This window comes from Micromonospora zamorensis, from assembly GCF_900090275.1.
GTDB classification, from domain to species: Bacteria; Actinomycetota; Actinomycetes; order Mycobacteriales; family Micromonosporaceae; genus Micromonospora; species Micromonospora zamorensis.
In genome coordinates, this window is record NZ_LT607755.1 from 2,808,249 (window position 1) to 2,826,784 (window position 18,536).

At 72.2% G+C, this 18,536-nt stretch carries 17 protein-coding genes; 9 read left to right on the plus strand and 8 right to left on the minus strand.

From position 1 onward, the window contains the following. Positions 1 to 13: 13 nt before the first annotated feature. Entirely contained in the window at positions 14 to 1,378 is a 1,365-nt protein-coding gene (locus tag GA0070619_RS12150; protein WP_088948166.1) for an MFS transporter, read from the minus strand. 57 nt (positions 1,379 to 1,435) lie between these two features. Here GA0070619_RS12150 and GA0070619_RS12155 point away from each other — a divergent pair, with 57 nt between their 5' ends. From GA0070619_RS12155 to GA0070619_RS12165, 3 genes are read left to right on the plus strand one after another with little or no spacing between them, the layout of a single operon-like run. Next, entirely contained in the window at positions 1,436 to 2,083 is a 648-nt protein-coding gene (locus GA0070619_RS12155) for a TetR/AcrR family transcriptional regulator (RefSeq protein ID WP_231927388.1), read from the plus strand. A gap of 55 nt (positions 2,084 to 2,138) precedes the next feature. Beyond that, a complete protein-coding gene (locus tag GA0070619_RS12160) occupies positions 2,139 to 3,473 on the plus strand; it encodes a flavin-containing monooxygenase (protein ID WP_088948167.1) in 1,335 nt (444 codons plus the stop codon). Beyond that, on the plus strand, positions 3,470 to 4,294 hold the full coding sequence (locus GA0070619_RS12165) for an SDR family NAD(P)-dependent oxidoreductase (RefSeq protein ID WP_088948168.1): 825 nt from the start codon (positions 3,470 to 3,472) through the stop codon (positions 4,292 to 4,294). The genes GA0070619_RS12160 and GA0070619_RS12165 overlap by 4 nt, the downstream gene beginning before the upstream one ends. A 10-nt stretch (positions 4,295 to 4,304) precedes the next feature. Here GA0070619_RS12165 and GA0070619_RS12170 read toward each other — a convergent pair whose 3' ends face one another. After that, positions 4,305 to 4,955: a LysE family translocator gene (locus GA0070619_RS12170; protein WP_088948169.1), complete on the minus strand. Its 651-nt coding sequence runs from the start codon at positions 4,953 to 4,955 to the stop codon at positions 4,305 to 4,307. A 229-nt stretch (positions 4,956 to 5,184) separates the two neighbouring features. Between GA0070619_RS12170 and GA0070619_RS12175 the strand changes: the two genes are divergently transcribed. From GA0070619_RS12175 to GA0070619_RS12185, 3 genes are all read left to right on the plus strand, one after another. Continuing rightward, positions 5,185 to 5,673, plus strand: coding sequence for a DnaJ family domain-containing protein (locus GA0070619_RS12175; protein WP_088948170.1), 489 nt, complete (start codon positions 5,185 to 5,187; stop codon positions 5,671 to 5,673). Positions 5,674 to 5,704: 31 nt separating this feature from the next. Then, positions 5,705 to 6,247 (plus strand): GNAT family N-acetyltransferase, encoded by a 543-nt coding sequence (locus GA0070619_RS12180; protein ID WP_088948171.1) that lies wholly within the window; start codon positions 5,705 to 5,707, stop codon positions 6,245 to 6,247. Positions 6,248 to 6,379: 132 nt separating this feature from the next. Continuing rightward, the gene (locus GA0070619_RS12185; RefSeq protein WP_157743982.1) at positions 6,380 to 7,669 is read left to right on the plus strand and encodes an MFS transporter; all 1,290 of its coding nucleotides are present in this window, start codon (positions 6,380 to 6,382) and stop codon (positions 7,667 to 7,669) included. A 152-nt stretch (positions 7,670 to 7,821) separates the two neighbouring features. Here the strand turns inward: GA0070619_RS12185 and GA0070619_RS12190 are convergent, their stop codons facing one another. Beyond that, entirely contained in the window at positions 7,822 to 8,397 is a 576-nt protein-coding gene (locus GA0070619_RS12190; protein ID WP_172862035.1) for a maleylpyruvate isomerase N-terminal domain-containing protein, read from the minus strand. Between the two features lie 103 nt (positions 8,398 to 8,500). On the opposite strand from GA0070619_RS12190, the gene GA0070619_RS12195 reads away from it, so the two are divergent. After that, positions 8,501 to 9,484, plus strand: a complete 984-nt coding sequence (locus tag GA0070619_RS12195; protein WP_172862036.1) for a helix-turn-helix domain-containing protein — start codon at positions 8,501 to 8,503, stop codon at positions 9,482 to 9,484. A gap of 45 nt (positions 9,485 to 9,529) precedes the next feature. Here the strand turns inward: GA0070619_RS12195 and GA0070619_RS12200 are convergent, their stop codons facing one another. The 5 genes from GA0070619_RS12200 to GA0070619_RS12220 form a co-directional block, all read right to left on the minus strand. Then, entirely contained in the window at positions 9,530 to 11,329 is a 1,800-nt protein-coding gene (locus GA0070619_RS12200) for a serine hydrolase domain-containing protein (protein ID WP_088948174.1), read from the minus strand. A gap of 11 nt (positions 11,330 to 11,340) precedes the next feature. Beyond that, positions 11,341 to 12,630 (minus strand): exo-beta-N-acetylmuramidase NamZ family protein, encoded by a 1,290-nt coding sequence (locus GA0070619_RS12205; RefSeq protein WP_088948175.1) that lies wholly within the window; start codon positions 12,628 to 12,630, stop codon positions 11,341 to 11,343. Between the two features lie 9 nt (positions 12,631 to 12,639). Continuing rightward, the gene (locus GA0070619_RS12210; RefSeq protein WP_088948176.1) at positions 12,640 to 14,457 is read right to left on the minus strand and encodes a glycoside hydrolase family 3 protein; all 1,818 of its coding nucleotides are present in this window, start codon (positions 14,455 to 14,457) and stop codon (positions 12,640 to 12,642) included. Positions 14,458 to 14,551: 94 nt separating this feature from the next. Then, the gene (locus tag GA0070619_RS12215) at positions 14,552 to 15,028 is read right to left on the minus strand and encodes a hypothetical protein (protein WP_088948177.1); all 477 of its coding nucleotides are present in this window, start codon (positions 15,026 to 15,028) and stop codon (positions 14,552 to 14,554) included. Positions 15,029 to 15,103: 75 nt separating this feature from the next. Then, on the minus strand, positions 15,104 to 15,967 hold the full coding sequence (locus GA0070619_RS12220; protein WP_088948178.1) for an NmrA family NAD(P)-binding protein: 864 nt from the start codon (positions 15,965 to 15,967) through the stop codon (positions 15,104 to 15,106). A gap of 86 nt (positions 15,968 to 16,053) precedes the next feature. Between GA0070619_RS12220 and GA0070619_RS12225 the strand changes: the two genes are divergently transcribed. Both GA0070619_RS12225 and rox read left to right on the plus strand, forming a co-directional pair. Continuing rightward, complete coding sequence (locus tag GA0070619_RS12225; RefSeq protein ID WP_088948179.1) at positions 16,054 to 16,776, plus strand: TetR/AcrR family transcriptional regulator; 723 nt, start codon at positions 16,054 to 16,056, stop codon at positions 16,774 to 16,776. Between the two features lie 322 nt (positions 16,777 to 17,098). Next, a complete protein-coding gene (rox, locus tag GA0070619_RS12230) occupies positions 17,099 to 18,523 on the plus strand; it encodes a rifampin monooxygenase (protein WP_197699674.1) in 1,425 nt (474 codons plus the stop codon). Positions 18,524 to 18,536 lie beyond the last annotated feature (13 nt).

Genomic DNA, 18,536 nt, shown 5'->3' on the forward strand with positions numbered 1-18,536 from the left:
TAGTGCCGGCCGTTCACGTCGTCGTCCGGGCGGTCGCGTCCAGGGTGTAGCGGCGTTGCAGCAGCAGGGCCGCGAGCATCGCCACCGCCGGCAGCAACCCGAAGCCGTAGCGGACCGCCGCCAACGCCGCGTCCGGCTGCACCGGCGACTCACCGGCCGTCGAGGCCACGAAACCACCAACGGCCAGGCACAGGGCATAGGCGTACGGGCCGAGGGCGGCGCCGGTGGCCTCGGTGGCCGTCCACACCCCGGTGTAGGTGCCGGCGCCGGTGGCGGTCCCGTCCTTGGTGGTGGCGGCGCGGATCACGTCGGGCAGCATCGAGAACGGCAGCAGCTGCATGCCGGCGAACGCCACCCCGAGCACCGCCACCGCGCCGATCAGCACCGGCAGCCCAGCCGGTCGACCCACCGCCAGCACCAGCGACCCGACGGCGAACGCGCCCTGCGCGCCGAGCAGCGCCCGCTGCTTGCCGACGCGGCGGGCCACCACCAGCCAGACCGGGGTGACCAGCAGCGCCGGCGCGACGAACGCGGCCACCAGGACCGTGGTCAGGCCGGGGGCCCGCAGCTCGTACTCGGCGTAGTAGGGAACGCCGGCGAGCACCAGGTGGGTGGTGGTGGACATCGCCAGGTACGCGGCGACGAGCCAGCGGAACTGCCGGTCGCGCAGCGCGATACGCAACGCCGGCCACCCGCCGTGCCCGGCCGGGGTCGGGTCCGCCGCCGAGCCGCGCAGCCGGGCGATGCCGACGACACCGACCAGCATGGCCACCAGCATCCCGACGGCGAGGACCATGCCCATCCGCTGGTAGCCGTCGCGGGTCGCGGCGTCGCCGCCGGTGAGCAGCGGGGCCAGTAGGCCGGAGACCAGGATGCCCAGGGTCAGCACGACCATCCGGAACGCCATCAGCCGGGTGCGTTCGTGGTAGCCGATCCGCAGGTCGGCCGGGGTGGCCAGATAGGGGACCTGGTAGGCGGCGAAGAGCAGGTTGCCGGCGATGAAGAACACCGCCACCCACGCAGCCGCTGGGGCGCCGGTCAGGCCGCCGGGCACCGCGAAGAGCGCCGCGAACGCGAGCGGCAGCGCGCAGCCGACCAGCAGCAGGCGACGCCGGTCGCCGCGTCGGGTCTGCTCGACGTCGGCGCGGTGCCCCACCCACGGGTGCAGCAGCACGTCGGCGATCTTCGGCAGCAGCAGCACGAGACCGGCCAGCCACGGCCCGACGGCCAGCACGTCGGTGAGGAAGTAGAGCAGCAGCAGGCCGGGCACTGTCACCCAGACACCCATGCCGAGCGACCCGGCCGCGAAGCCCGCCAGGGGGCCGCGGGGCAGTGCCGCGTCGGGGGCGGCCACGGGCCGCCGGTCGAGCCCGGTCATCGCCGCATCCTCTCCGCAATCCAACAGTTGCTGGATTCTAGGGGCAGAATGGCAGCCATGACCATGCCCCGACGCCGTCCGGGTCGCCCGCGACGCGACGAGACCCGGCCGACCCGCGAGGTGGTGCTCACCGCCGCGACAGCGCTGTTCGCCGAGCGCGGCTTCGACGCCGTCGGGCTGCGGGAGGTCGCCGCAGCCGCCGGGGTCGACGTCGCCACGGTCGCGCACCACACGGGTACGAAGGCAGCGCTCTACGACGCCTGCTTCGCCCGGGTCTTCGCCGCCGAGCGGGAGGTGCTGACCGAGGCCGCCGAGCAGGCCCGCGCCGCCCTCAATGGTGGGCCGGACGCGGCGCGGCGGGCGCTGCACCAGTTGGTCGACGTCTTCGTGGACTTCCTGGAGGACCGCCCCGAGACCACCGCGCTGTGGCTGCGTCGCTGGTTGGAACCGCAGCGGCACGCCGAGCTCGACCAGCGCTACGCCGAACCGTTGTACCGGCTGGTGGCGGAGCTGCTCACCGCCGCCGCGGCGGCCGGCGCGCTGGCCGAACCCACCCCGCACATCACCGTCCGGAGCCTGGTGTGGGCGACGCACGGGCACGTGGTGGCGCTGGCCGCGGGTGCGCCGGGCGCTCGGGAGCGGCGCGAGTTCCGGGCGTTCGTGCATCGTCTGCTCGACGGGCTCTACGGGCCCTCGGCGACTTGACGGGCCGCCGCCCGCCGACGATTATCCATCGGACGTTGGATTAAAGGGGGCGGCGATGGGCGTACCACCCAGGGTGGCGGTGATCGGCGCCGGCGCTGCCGGGCTCGCCGCGGTCAAGGCGCTGCGCGACGCCGGTGTCCCGGTGGTGTGCTTCGAGAGCACCGACCAGGTCGGCGGCCTCTGGGTGTACGGGGCACCCGACTCGCCCGCGTACCGGACGCTGCACCTGAACACCAGCCGGGGCCGCACCCAGTTCGCCGACCACCCGATGCCGACCGACTGGCCGGACTATCCCGACCACCGCCGGGTCGCCGGTTACCTCGCCGACTACGCCGACCGTTTCGGGCTGGGCGAGGACATCCGGCTGCGCCACACCGTCGAGCAGGTCACCCGGGACTCGGCAGGCACCTGGACGGTGACCGCTCGCGGGCCGGACGGGTCGGTCGAGGTCACCGTCGACGCCGTGGTCGTCGCCAACGGGCACAACCGGGTGCCCCGGCTGCCCGACCCCGCGTACCCCGGCACCTGCACGGCCGAACAGATCCACAGCCATGACTACCGGGGTCCGGAGCAGTTGGTCGGCAGACGGGTCCTCGTCGTCGGCGGCGGCAACTCCGCGATGGACATCGCCGTGGACGCCTCGTACGCCGCCACCCGCACCCTGCTGTCGTTGCGCCGGGGTGTCTGGGTGGTGCCGAAGTACCTGCTGGGTCGCCCCTCGGACACCCTCAACGGGGCGCTGGCCCGCCGGCTGCCGTGGCGGCTGCGTCAGCGCATCAGCCAGACGATGCTCACCGCCACCGTCGGCAGCCCGGCCCGCTATGGGCTGCCCGCACCGACGCACGGCTTCCTCCAGGACCACCCGACGCTCTCCGACGGGCTGCTGTCGCGGCTGACCCACGGTGACGTCGAGGCCCGGCCCGGCGTCGCCGCCCTCGACGGCGACCGGGTCGAGTTCACCGACGGTCGCAGCGACAACGTCGACCTGATCGTTTGGTGCACCGGCTACCGGGTGGAGATCCCGTTCCTCGACCCGGCGCTGCTCGGCGGGGGCGCCGACACCCTGCCGTTGTACCGGCACGTGTTCCACCCGGACGCCCCCGGCCTGAGCTTCGTCGGGCTGATGCAGTCCACCGGTTCGGCGTTTCCCCTGGTGGAGGCGCAGGCCAAACTGATCGCCGCGAACCTCGCCGGCCGCTACGCGCTGCCCGATGAGGACCGGCAGCGGGCCGTCTGCCGCGCCGAGCTGCGGGCCGCGACCGCCCGCTGGGGTCAGCGCCGCCCGGCGATGCGCGTGGACTTCGACGCCTACCTGGCCGAGCTGACCCGGGAACTGGCCGCCGGGACGCGCCGCGCCGGGGCGAGTACGCCGGTCGGGGCGGGGCAGTGAGCCGCCGGACGCTGACCGGCCGCCGGGTGCTGGTGACCGGGGCCAGCGGCACCTTCGGGCGACACCTCGGGGCCGCGCTGACCGCCGCCGGCGCCCGGGTGGTGGGCCTCGACCTGCACGCGCGACCCGACGACGACCTGCCGGTGCTCGGCTGCGACCTGACCGACCCGGACGCCGTCGCACCGGCGGTGGGCGCCGCCGTCGACCAGCTCGGCGGGCTCGACCTCCTGATCAACAACGCCGGCGTGGGTGGCCCCGCCCCCGCCGAGTTGCCGCCCGACGAGGTGGTCCACCAGCAACTGGAGGTCAACCTGCTCGCCGCCTGGCGGACCACCGCCGCGGCCCTGCCGCCGCTGGTTACCGCCCACGGACGGGTGATCTTCGTGTCCAGTCGGATGGCGGTGCTGCCACTGCCGCTCGCCGCCGCGTACGGCGTCAGCAAGCGGGCCCTGGTCGCCTACGCCGACGCCCTGCGCCACGAGGTGGGCAGCCACGTCGGGGTGAGCGTCGTCTACCCGAGCATGGTCGCCTCACCCATCCACGACAGCACCGCCGAGGCGGGCCTGTCCCTGCGGGGCGTGTCCCGCCCCGAGCCGGTCGAGGGGGTGGTCGCGGCGATCCTGCGCGCCGCCACCGCCCGTCGCGCGCCCCGGGACGTGGCGACCACCACCCGTGGACGCCTGGAGATGGCCGTCGGTCGACACGCGCCCGCGCTGGCCGACCGGCTGGTCCGCCGTACCCTCGCCGCCCGGCTCGCCGCCGGTGACCTGGACGCCGCGCCGCTGGCCGCCGGGATGCTCCGCCGCCACCGGGGGCAGTGACCGTCGGCTGTCAGGGTGTGGCGACCGCCGCGCGGGAGCGGTCGGTGGCGATCCGGACGGCCAACGCGGCGAGGGCCGTCCCGGTCACCCACCGCTGCACCCGCAGCCACACCGGCCGGCGCGCGAAGAAGCCGGCCAGCGCCCCGGCGCTGAGCACGATCAGCGCGTTCACGCTCAACGCGACGGCGATCTGGGTCAGGCCCAGCAGCAGACTCTGCATGGCCAGGTGCCCCTGCGCCGGGTCGATGAACTGCGGTAGCAGCGACACGTAGAGGATGGCGATCTTCGGGTTCAGCAGGTTGGTGATCAGGCCCATGGTGAACAGCTTCCGGGGCGGGTCCGGCGGCAGCGGGGTGGGCGCGAACGGCGAGTGACCGCCCGGGCGCAGCGTCCGCCAGGCCAGCCACAGCAGATAGCCGGCCCCGGCCAGCTTCACCACCGCGTACAGCGTCGGCACCAGGACGAAGACCGCGGCCAGGCCGGCGACCGCCGCGACCAGGTAGACGCCGAACCCGGCGGCCACCCCGAGCAGCGAGATCAGCCCGGCCCGGCGGCCCTGCGCCACCGAGCGGGACACCAGGTAGACCATGTTCGGGCCGGGCGTGAGCACCAGGCCCAACGCCACCAGCGTGATGCCCAGCAGTGCACCCGTACTCACCACGACGCTTCCCCCGTTCGGTAATCCCCACACCGACCGTAATCGGGATGAACATCCCAACCCAGGGCCACCTGGCAGGCCGTGGCCTGCGATCCGGGGTGCTCCACCCGCGTTCGGCGCAACGCCAGCACCGTCGGCGGGAATGCTCACCGTGGCGGGCGCGCTGACCCCTGGCAAGTGCGTGTCGCCGGCCGGAGGCGGCGCGTTACGGTGGCCAGGGAGGTGCCGCACGGTGACCGAGGCGTGGGAAGCGTCAGTGGAGGCGAAGATCCAGGATGCCGTTCAGCGCGGCGAGTTCGACGACCTGCCCGGCATGGGCAAGCCGATCCCCGGTCGGGGGGCGCCGTACGACGAGGCGTGGTGGATCAAGAGCTTCCTGGAGCGCGAGGCGCTCCCCAGTGACCTGCTCCTGCCCACGTCGCTGCAACTGCGCCGACGCATCGAGCAGGTCCCCGACGAGGTCCGTGACCTGCCCACCGAGCAGTCCGTCCGCGACTTCGTGGGGCAGTTGAACGCGCAGATCGTGGCGTGGCTGCGCTTCCCCGACGACGGCCCCCGGGTCGCGGTGCGCCCGGTGAACACCGAGGACGTGGTCCGCCGCTGGCGCGCCGAACGGGCCCGCCCCAAGATCACCTCGACCGCCATCGAACCGGCGACCGTTCCGACACCGTCGCGTCGGCCCCGCCGCAGCTGGTGGCGGCGGTGGCGCCGACGGGGCTGACCCCCGGCCACGACCACGGCAGACTGTGCCGATGCTGATCGAATCGCGGTCACCCGACACGCCCTCGACGCCGGGAGTCGCGCTGCGTCCCTGGTGCGCCGACGACCTGGATGAGCTGGTGCGGGCGTACCGGGATCCGATCCTGCGCCGCTGGACCAGAGCTCCGGTGACCACCGCCGCCGAGGCACGGCGGTGGCTGGACGGCGCACAGCGGGACTGGGCCGACGGCCGGCGGTACACCTTCGCCGTCGTCGAAGAGCAGGCCGACGGCGTTCTGCTGGTGGGGAACGTGGTGCTCAAGGGGGTCACGCCGGAGCGCCCGGCCCCGGAGGTCGGCTACTGGACGGCGTCGTGGGCACGCGGCCGCGGCGTCGCCCCTCGCGCGGTCACCGCGCTGAGCCGCTGGGCGTTCGACCGGTTCCCCGAGGTGACGCGTCTCGACCTGCTGCACCAGGTGGACAACGTCGCGTCCTGCCGGGTGGCGCAGAAGTCCGGCTTCGTGTTCCAGGAGATCCTGCCGGCCCGGCCGCCCTTCCCACTCGACGGTCACCGCCACACACTCGACGCCGGCTAGCCGGCCGTCCGAACCTGCCGCGAACGGATCCGAACAGGTCCGAACGCCTGCTCCCGGCCTCGGCCGCGTGAACGCGGATACGGTCTGGGCCGAGCGCCCAGACGACCGCCGGCGCGGGAGGGACGGGGCGAGGTGACCGAGCGCGCCGCGACGTACGCCGAGGTGTTCGCGGTACGCGAGTACCGCCACCTGTTCGGTGCGTACCTGCTGTCCCTGGCCGGTGACCAGCTCACGGCCGTGACGGTGGCGTATCTCGTCTTCAGCGAAACCGGCTCGGCCGCGCTCGCGGCGGCCGCCTACGCCAGTTCCTACCTGGCCTGGCTCACCGGCGGACCGCTGCTGTCCGGTCTGGCCGACCGGTTCCCCCGGCGAAGCGTGATGATCGCGTGCGACCTGGGCCGCGCGGCGCTCATCCCGCTGGCGGCGCTGCCGGCCCTCCCCGCGCCGGCCCTGGTGGTGCTGCTCTTCGGGGTCAACCTGATGCGGCCACCGTTCGTGGCGGCGCGGGCGGCGTTGATGCCGGAGGTGCTCGACGGCGACCGCTACGCCGTGGCCAACGGCGTGGACAACATCTGCGCCCAGGTCGTGCAGGTGGTCGGCTTCGCCGTCGGGGGGAGTCTGGTGGCGTTGCTGTCGCTGCGCGGCGCCCTGCTGGTGGATGCCGGCACCTTCCTGGTCTCCGCTCTCCTGATCGGGATCGGCGTGCGTTCCCGCCCCGCGCCTCGACCGCCGTCGCGTCCGACCGGCCAGGGCCGGGCGGTCGGGCTGCGGGTCGTCTTCGCCGATCCCCGGCTGCGGTCCTACGTCCTCGTCCTGTGGACGGCGAGCGCCTTCACCTACGCGGCCGAGGGGCTGATGGCACCGCTGGCCCGACAGTACGGCGGCGGGGCCGGCACGGTCGGACTGTTGCTGGCGGCGGCGCCGTTGAGGATGGCCCTCGGCGGGGTCGCGCTCACCCGGTTCTGTCCACCGGCGGCCCGGCCACGGCTCATCCTGCCGCTGGCCGCGATGTCGGCCGGCGTGCTGACAGTGGCCTGGCTCATCCCTCCGCTGTGGATGATGCTCCTGCTGTTGGCGCTGGCTGGCGCCGCGAGCGCCTTCGCCATCCCCCTGAACGCGTTGTTCGGCCGGGCGGTGCCGACGCAGTACCGGGGACGCGCGTTCGGGGTGGCCATCACCGGTCTCAGTGGCATGCAAGGGACTGCGATGGTCCTCGCGGGTCTGGCCGCCGACCGGTGGGCGGCCACCACGGTGATCGGGTTCAGCGGATTGTCGGGCGCGGTGGCGGTTCTCGCTGTCATGCCGCTGTGGCCACGGCGACCCGACTCCAGAGCTGCGACGTTCGACTCTCCGGTCGAACAAGCCCGAACGACTCCGAACGCCGACATCCCTACCGCCGAAGCAGGCCGTGCCCGACTCTGAGGTCACCTGGCGGGCACGGGGGCCGTCACCGAGGGGGAGGAGTAGGACATGCGCAGCGTTCGTAACCGTGGCATCAGCTGGACCTGACCCTGACGCTCCAACCGGGTGGTCGCCCCGACAGGCGACCACCCGGCCCTCGACGCTGGTGCGAGTCAGTCGACTGCGGCCCGCCAGACCCAGGAGGTACGCCGGGCACGGCCGGGCAACTCACCGCGGCCGGTCATCCAGAGCAGCACCTCGGGTGCCGCCCCGACTGGGGCGTCCGGGAAGAGTCGCCGCAGCACCAGCGTGCTCAGCCGCTGCGGCGGCTGCCACCGCACAGCGAGGCCGAGGGTGATGTCGTGGGTGTGCAGCAGGGTCTCGGCCACGCCCATGGCGGCGAAACCGGCCGGATCGCACGGGCCCCAGTGCCAGGCCCGCGTGTCTGCCGGGGCGGCGTCGACGGCGACGGCGAGCAGACCGGCGCAGGCCCGCACCACGGTGAGCACCTGCGTCGGGCTCGCGTCGGGGGAGACCCGCAGGTCGTACGGCAGATAGCCGTCGTCCGGGCGGCCGGTGACCTGGCCCGCGTACGCGAGAAGGTCGTGCGCGACGTGCGCCGCGGTGGTCCAGCAGCTCCAGCTCAGCGAGCCGGCCGGCACCGACCAGTCGCGTTCCCGGTGTGGCAGCAGCACCCGGGTCATCTCGTCGGCTGCCTCGCGCAGGTCGGCGCCGGTCACCGCCGACATTCGCCAACCCACCGGGCAGCACCGGGCGTGGGAATCCGGTCATGGGTAAAGGGCGTCGAGGCATGCAAGAATCCATCCTCGCATGTGGGGGGAGGTGAACGGAATGTTGCCCAACCTGGTGGTGGACACGACCGTGGTGCCTCCGGCGGACAGGTTCGCCTTCTGGTATGCCCTGGTCGCCCAGGAGACGGCGCCCGCGCACATCAGCAGCGGTCACCTGGACAACTTCGTCGCGTACGCGCAGGCCATCGATCTCGGCCGCATTCGGATGACGTCGCTGGGCTACCCGTCGTTGGACTCGATCCGGCCCACGAAACTGGTCCGCCGAACCGAGGGGGACTTGTATCAACTCGCGCTACCACTGACGGGTCACAGCACCCTGATCCAGGACCGCACCGAGTCCACGCTGGAAGCCGCGAACCATTTCACGCTCTTGGACACCGCGCGACCGCACGTCGCCCGGCATCGCGCGGACGGCCCCGGTCTCGCCACCGCGATCACCGTGCAGATACCGCACGCGGCGCTGCCCCTGGCGCCGGACCGCCTCCGCCGCCTGTTGGCCACGCCGATGCCGTCGCACCTCGGCGTGGGCGGGCTGCTGGCCCACCACCTGCGGAGCATCGCGGCGCACCCGGAGCAGTTCGAGCCGGCTCAGGCCGAGATCCTGGGCGGGGTGGCGGTGGACCTGCTCACTGCCGCGCTCGCTCAGTACCTCGACATCGAGGACACCCTGCCACCGGAGGCGCGGCAGACCGCACTGCGGGCCCGGGTCGTCGATTTCATCGACCGCCACCTCGACAGTGACGAACTCAGCCCTCGCAGCGTCGCCGCCGCCCACCACATCTCGCCGCGGTCGCTGCACCGCCTGTTCGAGGCGGAGGCGACGACGGTTGCCGAGCTCATCCGCGCCAAGCGCCTGGAGCAGTGCAGGCGTGATCTCGGCAACCCGCTGCTGCGGCAGCCGATCCAGGCCATCGCCGCCCGTTGGGGTTTCCCGGACAAGGCCCACTTCAGCCGCCTCTTCCGTGCCCACTACGGACGTTCGCCGCAGGAATACCGCACAGGCGTCTCTCGCCAGGATCGGTGACCCGCCCCGACCGACCTCGCAGGGACGCTCCGACAGTGCGACGTCTCACCTCCGCGCCGGTGACCACCCGTCGGCGACGAACCGCGGGGCGTCGGGACCCTCGCCCGAGAAGAGGACGCCGTGCCGGTCCGCTGCCACGACCCGGTCGACGTAGACGCCACGTCCCTGCCCGGAGCCGTCGGTGCTGCTGCTGAACCGCAGGTGGGTGGCCTGATCGGGCAGCGCCACCGTGACCTGCCACCACACGCGACCCCCGTAGCCGGTGACCGTGCCGTCGGCGCTCCACCGGCGGGCGGCATCGCGGAGCTGCATCGTCGCCGGCACCCAGGTCTGGCCACCATCGGTGGAAACCTCGAAACGCGCGCTGTCGAAGCGGGGCTCGGTGTCGTACCAGAGCAGGAAGCTGGCCGTGCCGCCACGGCCGGGCCGACGCAGCGGCGCCGTGAGGGTGCTCGTCGCGGAGTCGCGTGGGTCGGCCCGCCAGGCGCTGGCGGACTGCGGCCGCACCGGCAACGCCTCGGCGAGGTCACGCGCGACGGCCCGTCGGGCGACGTTGTTGCTGCCCCAGCCCCGGTCCGGGTGCACCCGGTTGCTGAGCATGACGACGAACGAGTGGGAGAGCGGGTCGATGACGATCGACGTGCCGGTGAAGCCGGTGTGCCCGAAGGCCACCGGAGAGGAGAGCCCCATCATGTACCAGTGCTTGTTCAGCTCGAAACCGAGCCCGCGGTCGCTCTCCGGGTAGGCCGACTCCAGCGGCGCGTTGTAGTTGACCAGCATCTCGCGCACCGTTTCCGAGCGCAGGATCCGCCGGCCGCGGTATTCGCCGCCGTTGAGCAGCGACTGGCAGAGCACGGCGAGGTCCGCGGCCGTGGAGAAGACCCCGGCGTGCCCGGCCACCCCGCCGAGCGACCACGCGTTCTCGTCGTGCACCTCACCCCACACCATGCCGCGTCCCGCGTACGGCTGGTATTCGGTCGCGGCGATCCGCGACCGCCGCTGCGGGCCGGGGTTGTAGCCGGTGTCGGTCATGCCCAGCGGCCCGGTCACGCCGTCGCGGACGAGGTCGGCCAGCGGCCGATCAGCCACCCGCTCCAGCAGGACTCCCAGCGCGATCAGCCCCAGGTCGGAGTAGACGTACTGGCCACCGGGCGTCGCCCCGGTGGCCAGCGGTGTGGCGAGCGCGGCGGCGAACCGCTCGGCCGGTGTCGGGTACCTGCTCCACAGTGGTGTGAACGCGGGCAGACCCGATGTGTGGGTGAGCAGCATCCGCACGGTCACCGTCGCCTTGCCGCCGGCGGCGAACTCCGGCACGTACCGGGCGACCGGAGTGTCCAGCTCCACCCGTCCCCGCTCCACCTGCTGCATGGCGACGATCGTGGTGAACAGTTTCGACACCGACGCCAGGTCGAAGATGGTGTCGCGCCGGGTCGGGATCTGCTGGTCGGCGGGGAGTTCCACACCGACCAGGTCGGGCGGTGGCCCCACCGCGGAGTACTTCACCGCGCTGCCCACGGCGGCGTGCTGGACGATCACGCCGTCCTTGGCGGCCAGGACCACCGCGCCGGCGTACGCCGGGTAGCCGGGGTGGTCCGGGGTCGGCTGCAGGTACGCCGCCAGGTCGGCGGGCATGCGATCCACCTGGTCGGGGAGCAGTCCGACCTGGCGGGCGCTGCCACGCCGCAACGTGTCGTGGCGGAACTGGATGTCGGCGGGGGTGACGGTCGGCGGACCGGACGACGGTGTCGCGGCGGCCGCCCCGGTGGCGGGCAGCGCCGTGCCCAGGGTCACCAGAGCCAGACCGAGCGCGAGTGAGCGGAGCGGACGACGAGTCGACCTGGTCATGACCGCGCTCCTCAGTAGAGCAGGTAGGGCCGGCGTTGCCGGTTGAAGGTGGCCAACTCCTCGGCCCAGGCGCCGACGACGTCGTCCACGTCAGCTCCGGCGTCGATCTGGGTCCGCAGTCGCGGCGATCCGGTGAGTTTGTCGATCCAGTACGGGCGCACGGTGTCCCACGAGTCGCGTCGCCAGGCGAACGCCGGGTACTTGTGCGCCTCCACGAGCATGGCCACGCCGGTGCGGATCGGGTCGTACACCGCCGGGTCGACGACCTTGACCTCGACGCCGGCGCAGAGCTTGTTGAGCAGGTCCGGCTTCTGCCCGGCCGAGGTCGGCGAGAAGTACGCCTCGCGGAACTCGACCCCGGGCAGGTTCCGGGCGTTGAGCCGGTCACCCCAGTGGTGGTCGAAGTCCGTCGCCAGCCCGCCGATCAGCTCGAACGGGCGGCAGGTGCCGCGCCCTTCGGTGATTGACGCGACGCCCTCGAACAGCCCGGTGCCCGGGTAGACCAGAGCGGTGTCCGGGGTGGGCATGTTCGGGCTGGGCATCACCCAGGGCACGCCGGTGTCGGCGGCGAGGGCGTCGCGCTTCCAGTGCCGGCAGCGGATGACGTGCAGGTCGACCGGTCGTCCCGCCTCGGCCGGCAGGAACGTGGCGTTGAAGAAGCGGGCCAGCTCCCCGACGGTCATCCCGTGCTGCTGGATGATCTCCTTCAGGCCCACTCCCGAGGTGTACGGGCTGGTCATCAACGGCCCGTAGGCCCGCCCGCCGATCGGGTTGGGCCGGTCCAGCACGACGTAGCGTTTGCCGACCCGGGCCGCGGCGACCATCGAGGTGTACATCGTCCAGATGTAGGTGTAGAAGCGGACTCCGACGTCCTGGATGTCGAAGACCACCGTGTCCACCCCGGCCTCGGTGAACATGGCCTCCCATCGGGCCTGCGAGGCGCCGTACGCGTCGTACACCGGGATGCCGGTGCGTGCGTCGACGCCGGTTCCCTCGCTGCCACCGGCCTGGGCGGAGCCGCGGAAGCCGTGCTCGGGGCCGAACGCCGCGACCAGTCGCACCCGACCGGAGCCGTGCATCAGGTCGACGAGGTGCCGGTAGGACACGTCGACCCCGGTCGGGTTGGACACGACGCCCACACGCTGACCGGCGAGTTCGGCGAACCCGGACGACACCAGCTCGTCGAGGCCGGTGCGAACCCGACGGGCACGGGAGCCGGCCGACACCGGTCCTGCGCCGAGCGTCCCCGCCCCCAGCGCGCCCGCGCCGACCGCGCCGATGAGGAGATTCCTCCGCTGCATGCTTGCCTCCTACCAGCTCAGGCCGTGGCCGTAGGGGTAGAGCACGGAGCCCGCCCCCTCGGCCGTGGGGATCGTGACGGGCAGCCGTCCGCTCGGGGACAACTCGCCGTGCAGCGCGCGGACGAGGGCGTCCATCGCTGCGCGGGTGTACGAGTACGTCGCCAGGTAGGTGGTGACACCCGGCAGGTAAGCGATGTCGTACGGGTCGCGGACAGCCACGACGACAACGGGTTTCCCGGTGCCGAGCAGCGCCGCGACCAGGCGCTGCTGGGTGGCTCGCGGGTCAGTGACGGCGGTGTCCCACGCCTTGTTCACGAGCACGACGGTGAGGTCGTGCTCGGAGGCCTGGCTCGCCGTGGCGGCGATCGTCGCGTCGGAGGGCAGGGTCGCCGGTCGGGCGGTGGCACGGGCACCACGTGCGGTGAATCCGGCGGCGACCGTCGCGACCGGGGCGAAGGCAGCGCTGTCCCAGCCGGTGATCAGGACCGACCGGTCGGCGTGGGGCAGGGGCAGCACTCCGGCGTCGTTGCGGACGGCGGTGAGCGTGGGGTCGGTGACCCGGGTGACGGCGGCGAGGTGCTCCGGAGCGCCGACGGTCCGCACGGCCTTCTCCACGTCGACCAGCGGGGAGCGGGCCAGTCCCTGGCGATACTTCACGCCGAGGATGCGTCGGACCGACTCGTCGATCCGACCCTCGGTGAGCTCGCCGGTGGCGACAGCCCGCAGCACCGCGTCCCGCGCCAGCGCGAGATCCGGCGGCATCAGGAGCTGGTCGGCGCCGGCCTTGAGCGCCAGGACGGGCACCCGCTCGTCACCGTACTTCGCCCGTACGCCAGCCATGTTGAGCGCGTCGGTGACGATGACACCCCGGAAACCGAGCTCGCCACGCAGCACGCCGGTGAGGATCGTGGGCGACAAGGTCGCGGGGTCGCCGGACGGGTCGAGCGCCGGGACCACGATGTGCGCGGTCATGATCGTGTCGACGCCGGCGCGGATGGCCCGCCTGAACGGCGGCGCGTCGATCCGATCCCACTCGGCGCGGCTGTGGTTGATCACCGGGAGACCGGTGTGGCTGTCGGTGGCCGTGTCGCCGTGACCGGGGAAGTGCTTCGCCGCGGCGGTCACCCCGGCCCGGTCCTGGAAACCGGTGACCTGGGCGGCGGTGAGGTCGGCCACGAGGGTGGGGTCGGCGCCGAAGGACCGTACCCCGATCACCGGGTTGCCCGGGTTGACGTTGACGTCGGCGATCGGCGCGTACGGCTGTCGGATGCCGACGGCGCGCAGCTCGCGTCCGGTGACCTCCGCCGCCGTCCGGGCGGCCTGGGCCGACCGCCCCGCACCCAGTGCCATCGACCCGGGGAACTGGGCGGCGGGGGAGGGCATTCGCACCACCGCGCCCTGCTCCTGGTCGGTGGAGATGAGCAGCGGCACCCTGCCCTTTGTCCCGTCGCCGAGGGCGGCCCGCTGGAGTCCGTTGGAGAGGGTCGCGATCTGCCGGGGGCTGTCCAGGTTGTGCGACCAGGAGAAGTAGCAGACGCCGCCCAGGTGGTACCGCTCGATCACCTCGGTTGGGGTCTCCACACCGAAGGCGGCGAGGTTCGCGGCGCGGTCTGTGGCGCTGGGGTCCACGGCGTCACCGCCGTAGACGTAGGTGGCGAAGAGTTGGCCGACCTTCTGCTCCAGGCTCATGTGTCGCAGCGTGGACGTCACCCAGCCGTGCTCGGCATTCGGCGGGCGCGCCGGCGTGGCGGCCTGGGCAGGGAGGGAAGCGAGGGTGGCCACCAGTGTGGCCGCCCAGGCGGTCGCGGTAACGAGTCGGGTCTGCATAGACGCCTCTCAGTCCGGGTGGCTGAAACTTAGCTACACCTCAGCCGCCCGTCAAGAAGACAACCTACAGATCGCCATCAGGCCCCGTCGACCGTCACCGCCGGGCGTCGCTCGGGTCGTCCGCGGCGAACTCGCGGATGGCGGCGCGGATGGCCTCGCCGTACGGGTCGTCGGACAGGTGCACCAGGTGTTCGCCGGCCCGGGCCAGGTGCTCCCGGGCCTGGGCTGGGTTGCCCAGGCGCCGGTGGCAGTCGGCCAGATTCAGGTACAGCGACGGCAGAAACGCCTGGACCTGGAGCGAGGGCAGGTAACGCCGGGCGCGCTCGTCGGTCAGGTCGGACACGGCGGCCAGGGCGCGCTCGTCCCACACCAGCTCCGCTTCGGTGGTGTCCTGGAGATCGGCGAGGTAGTGGGCGAGCGTGCAGCGGTGGAAGGCGTCGCCGGTGGGGCCGATCTCGTCCCACAGTGCGGCGAGGGCGTCCCGGGCGAGAGCCTTCTGTCCTGATCGGCCGAGCTGCACCGCCGCACCGATGCGGGTCATGGTCGGGTCGGATGTCGGCTGGTTGTCCATGTCGCCGATGGTCGGGCCTCGACCCGGTCGAGGGTCAACTCAGCGGCCCGCAGGCCCGGTGCTCGTCAGCACGCATCACCGTTGGGAGACGATGGCCTCGAGCACCGAACGGACGGACGTCGGTCGACGACCGATGAGGGTTTCCAGCGTCGGGTCGGTGACGGCGAACTCTCCCCGTCGCGCTGCGCGGTACATGCCGAGGGTGAAGTCGGCGGCTGCCGCGGGCATGCCATGCGCGACGGCGTCGGCCTTCCACTCGTCGTCGCCGAGGACCACTCGGGTGATGGCGCGGCCCGTGATCGCGGTGAGGATCCCGGCCACCGCTTCGAGGTCGAGCGCCTCCGCCGCGGTCAGCGCGGGCGTGACGCCATCGAGCAGGCCCTCCTCGACCATTGCGATGGCTGCGGCCTCGGCCAGGTCGGAATGCGCGGTCCAGGACACCGGCCCGTCCGCCGGCGCCACGAGTTGCCCGGTCTCCAGCGCCGCACCGATGGAGTAGCTGAGCGTGCTCGCGTAGAACCCGTTGCGCAGGGCGGTGAAGGGAACCCCCAGGCCGGCCAGGTGTTCCTCGGCTGCGGCGTGCGTGGGCTGGGGGGCGAACAGCGAGTCCCTGGAGGCCGCCTGGTGGCTGGTGTACAGGATTCGCTTGACTCCCGCGGCCCGGGCGGCGTCGACGGCGGCGCGGTTTGCGACGAGCGCACCGGCGCCGCGAATGGCGGCGGACACGATGAGGACCTTCTCGGCACCCTCGAAGGCGTGCTCCAGCGTGGCTGGGTCGGTGAAGTCTCCAGCACGGACCCGGACACCGCGCTCGGCGAGGCCCGCGGCCTTGTCGACGTCGCGCACGCTCACGCCCACGGCCTCGGGTGGTAGCCGGTCGAGGAGCAGGTCGACGATCTGGGACCCGAGCTGACCAGTGGCACCGGTGACGACCAACATGATGAACGCTCCCTTGTTATCGGTGATTCGTATCCGACGTTAACACCGATATTCCGCAGATAACAAGGTGCTGTTAGCATCGGTTCATGGTGACGACGCAGGACACGGCATCTCGCGACGACGTCCGTTCCGGCATCGTCGCGGCAGCCACCCAACTGCTGCGTGCGAAGGGCGCGAACGCGGTGACGACGCGCGCCGTCGCTCAGGCCGCAGGAGTGCAGGCCCCGACCATCTACCGCCTGTTCGGCGACAAGGACGGCCTCATCGACGCCGTCGCCGAACACGTCATGGCCACCTACGTCAGCGGCAAGTCGGTCGCGGCGGACGTCGCGGCGGGTGACCCGGTCGCGGACCTGCGCGCCGGATGGCGTACGCACGTGGATTTCGGCCTGGCGAACCCCGAGCTGTACGCGCTGATCGCGACGCGGGGGAGCGGCGCACCCTCACCGGCGACGGTCGCGGGCCTCGACGTGCTGCGTCGCCGCGTTCGGCGACTCGCCGCAGCCGGCCTCCTGCGGGTCGATGAACAGCGCGCACTCTTGATGATCCACTCTGCGGGCAACGGAACCATCCTCACCCTGCTGGGAGTGCCCCCGGAGCAGCGCGACCCCGGTCTGAGCGAGGCCATGCTCGACGCTGTGCTCACCAGCATCCTGGCGACAACTCCGGCGACACCCGACACGGCCACGAACGCGGTCGCGGTGACATTCGCGACGGTGCTGCCCGACCTCCCAGGGCTCACCGACGCCGAACGCGCGCTGATGGCCGAGTGGCTCCACCGATCGCTGACCCGCCCGCAGGACCGCTGACGGCGACAGGGCGAACGCCGCGCGGACGAGAAGGCGTACGCCCGTGACCATGACTGAAAAGAGCTGGCGGGACGATGGTCGGGCTTGTAGCTTGCAGGTGACGTGACCCGCCCGAGGAGGTGAGACCCATGAACGATGCAGCGATGTGGGTGCTCCCCCTTCCCGTCACGACCGGGCGATTGACGTAGGTGTCGCCGGGAGCGCCCCGCCAACAAGGCCCTCCCGAAAGGCAACACCCATGCGCCCTCAACAATTCACCGCCGAGCCCGCGTCTCAGACCAGGGTCGAGTCGCCGTCCACCAGTGCGGATCGCACACCCCTCATCTTCGACGTGATCATTGCCGGGTGCGGGCCGACCGGTGCGATGCTGGCCGCCGAACTGCGGCTGCACGGCGTACGGGTCCTCGTGGTGGAGAAGGAAACCGAGCCCGCGTCGTACGTCCGCATCGTCGGTCTGCATGTCCGCAGCCTCGAACTGCTGGCCATGCGCGGCCTGCTGGATCGCATCCTCCCGCACGGCAGGCAGCGGCCGGCCGCCGGTTTCTTCGCTGCCATCGCCAAACCCGCACCGAAAGACCTGGACTCCGCGTACGCCTATCTGCTGGGTATCCCGCAGCCAGTCATCGTCGGCCTGCTCGAAGAGCATGCGATCGAACTGGGCGCGCAGGTTCGGCGTGGTCGCGCGGTCGTCGGCATCGAGCAGGACGACCACTGTGTGACCGTCGAGCTGACCGACGGGGAGCAACTGCGCTCGCGCTATCTCGTCGGCTGTGACGGCGGACGCAGCACGGTGCGCAAACTGCTCGGCGTCGGCTTTCCCGGGGAACCCGCACGGACCGAGACGCTGATGGGCGAGATGGAGGTGGGCGCGCCGCAGGAGGAGATCGCCGCCACGGTGAACGCGATCCGCGAAAACCATCACCCCTTCTGGCTCCGGCCCGCAGGCAACGGGGTCTACAGCGTCGTGGTCCCCGCCGCGGGAGTCAGCGACCGTGCGGTGGCGCCCACCCTCGAGGATTTTCAACAACAGTTGCGCACCATCGCCGGAACCGATTTCGGTGTGCACTCCCCGCGCTGGTTGTCCCGCTTCGGGGACGCCACCCGGCTGGCCGACCGATACCGGGTCGGCCGCGTCCTCCTGGCCGGCGATGCCGCCCACATCCATCCGCCCATCGGGGGACAGGGCCTCAACCTGGGCGTTCAGGACGCCTTCAACCTCGGCTGGAAACTGGCCGCGCACATCCAGGGCTGGGCGCCGGAGGCTCTGCTGGACACGTACCAGGCCGAACGTCATCCGGTCGCCGCGGACGTGCTGGACAACACCCGAGCCCAGATGGAGTTGCTGTCCCCCGAACCAGGCTCGCAGGCCGTGCGCAGGCTGCTCACCGAGCTGATGGACTTCGACGAGGTGAACCGCCACCTGATCGAGAAGATCACCGCGATCGGCATCCGGTACGACTTCGGCGCAGGCCCCGACCTGCTCGGCCGCCGCCTGGGCGACCTCGCCGTGAAACAGGGCAACCTCTACGGTCTGCTGCATCGCGGCCGGGGCCTGCTGCTGGACCGCACCGAACGCCTGACCGCCGGCGGTTGGTCAGACCGGGTCGATCACCTGACGGATCCCACCGCGGAGCTGGACGTCCCCTGTGTCCTGCTGCGCCCCGACGGGCACGTCGCCTGGGTCGGTGACGATCAGCAGAGCCTGGACCAACACCTCTCCCGCTGGTTCGGCGAGCCCGCCCACTGATCGCAGGCCGGCG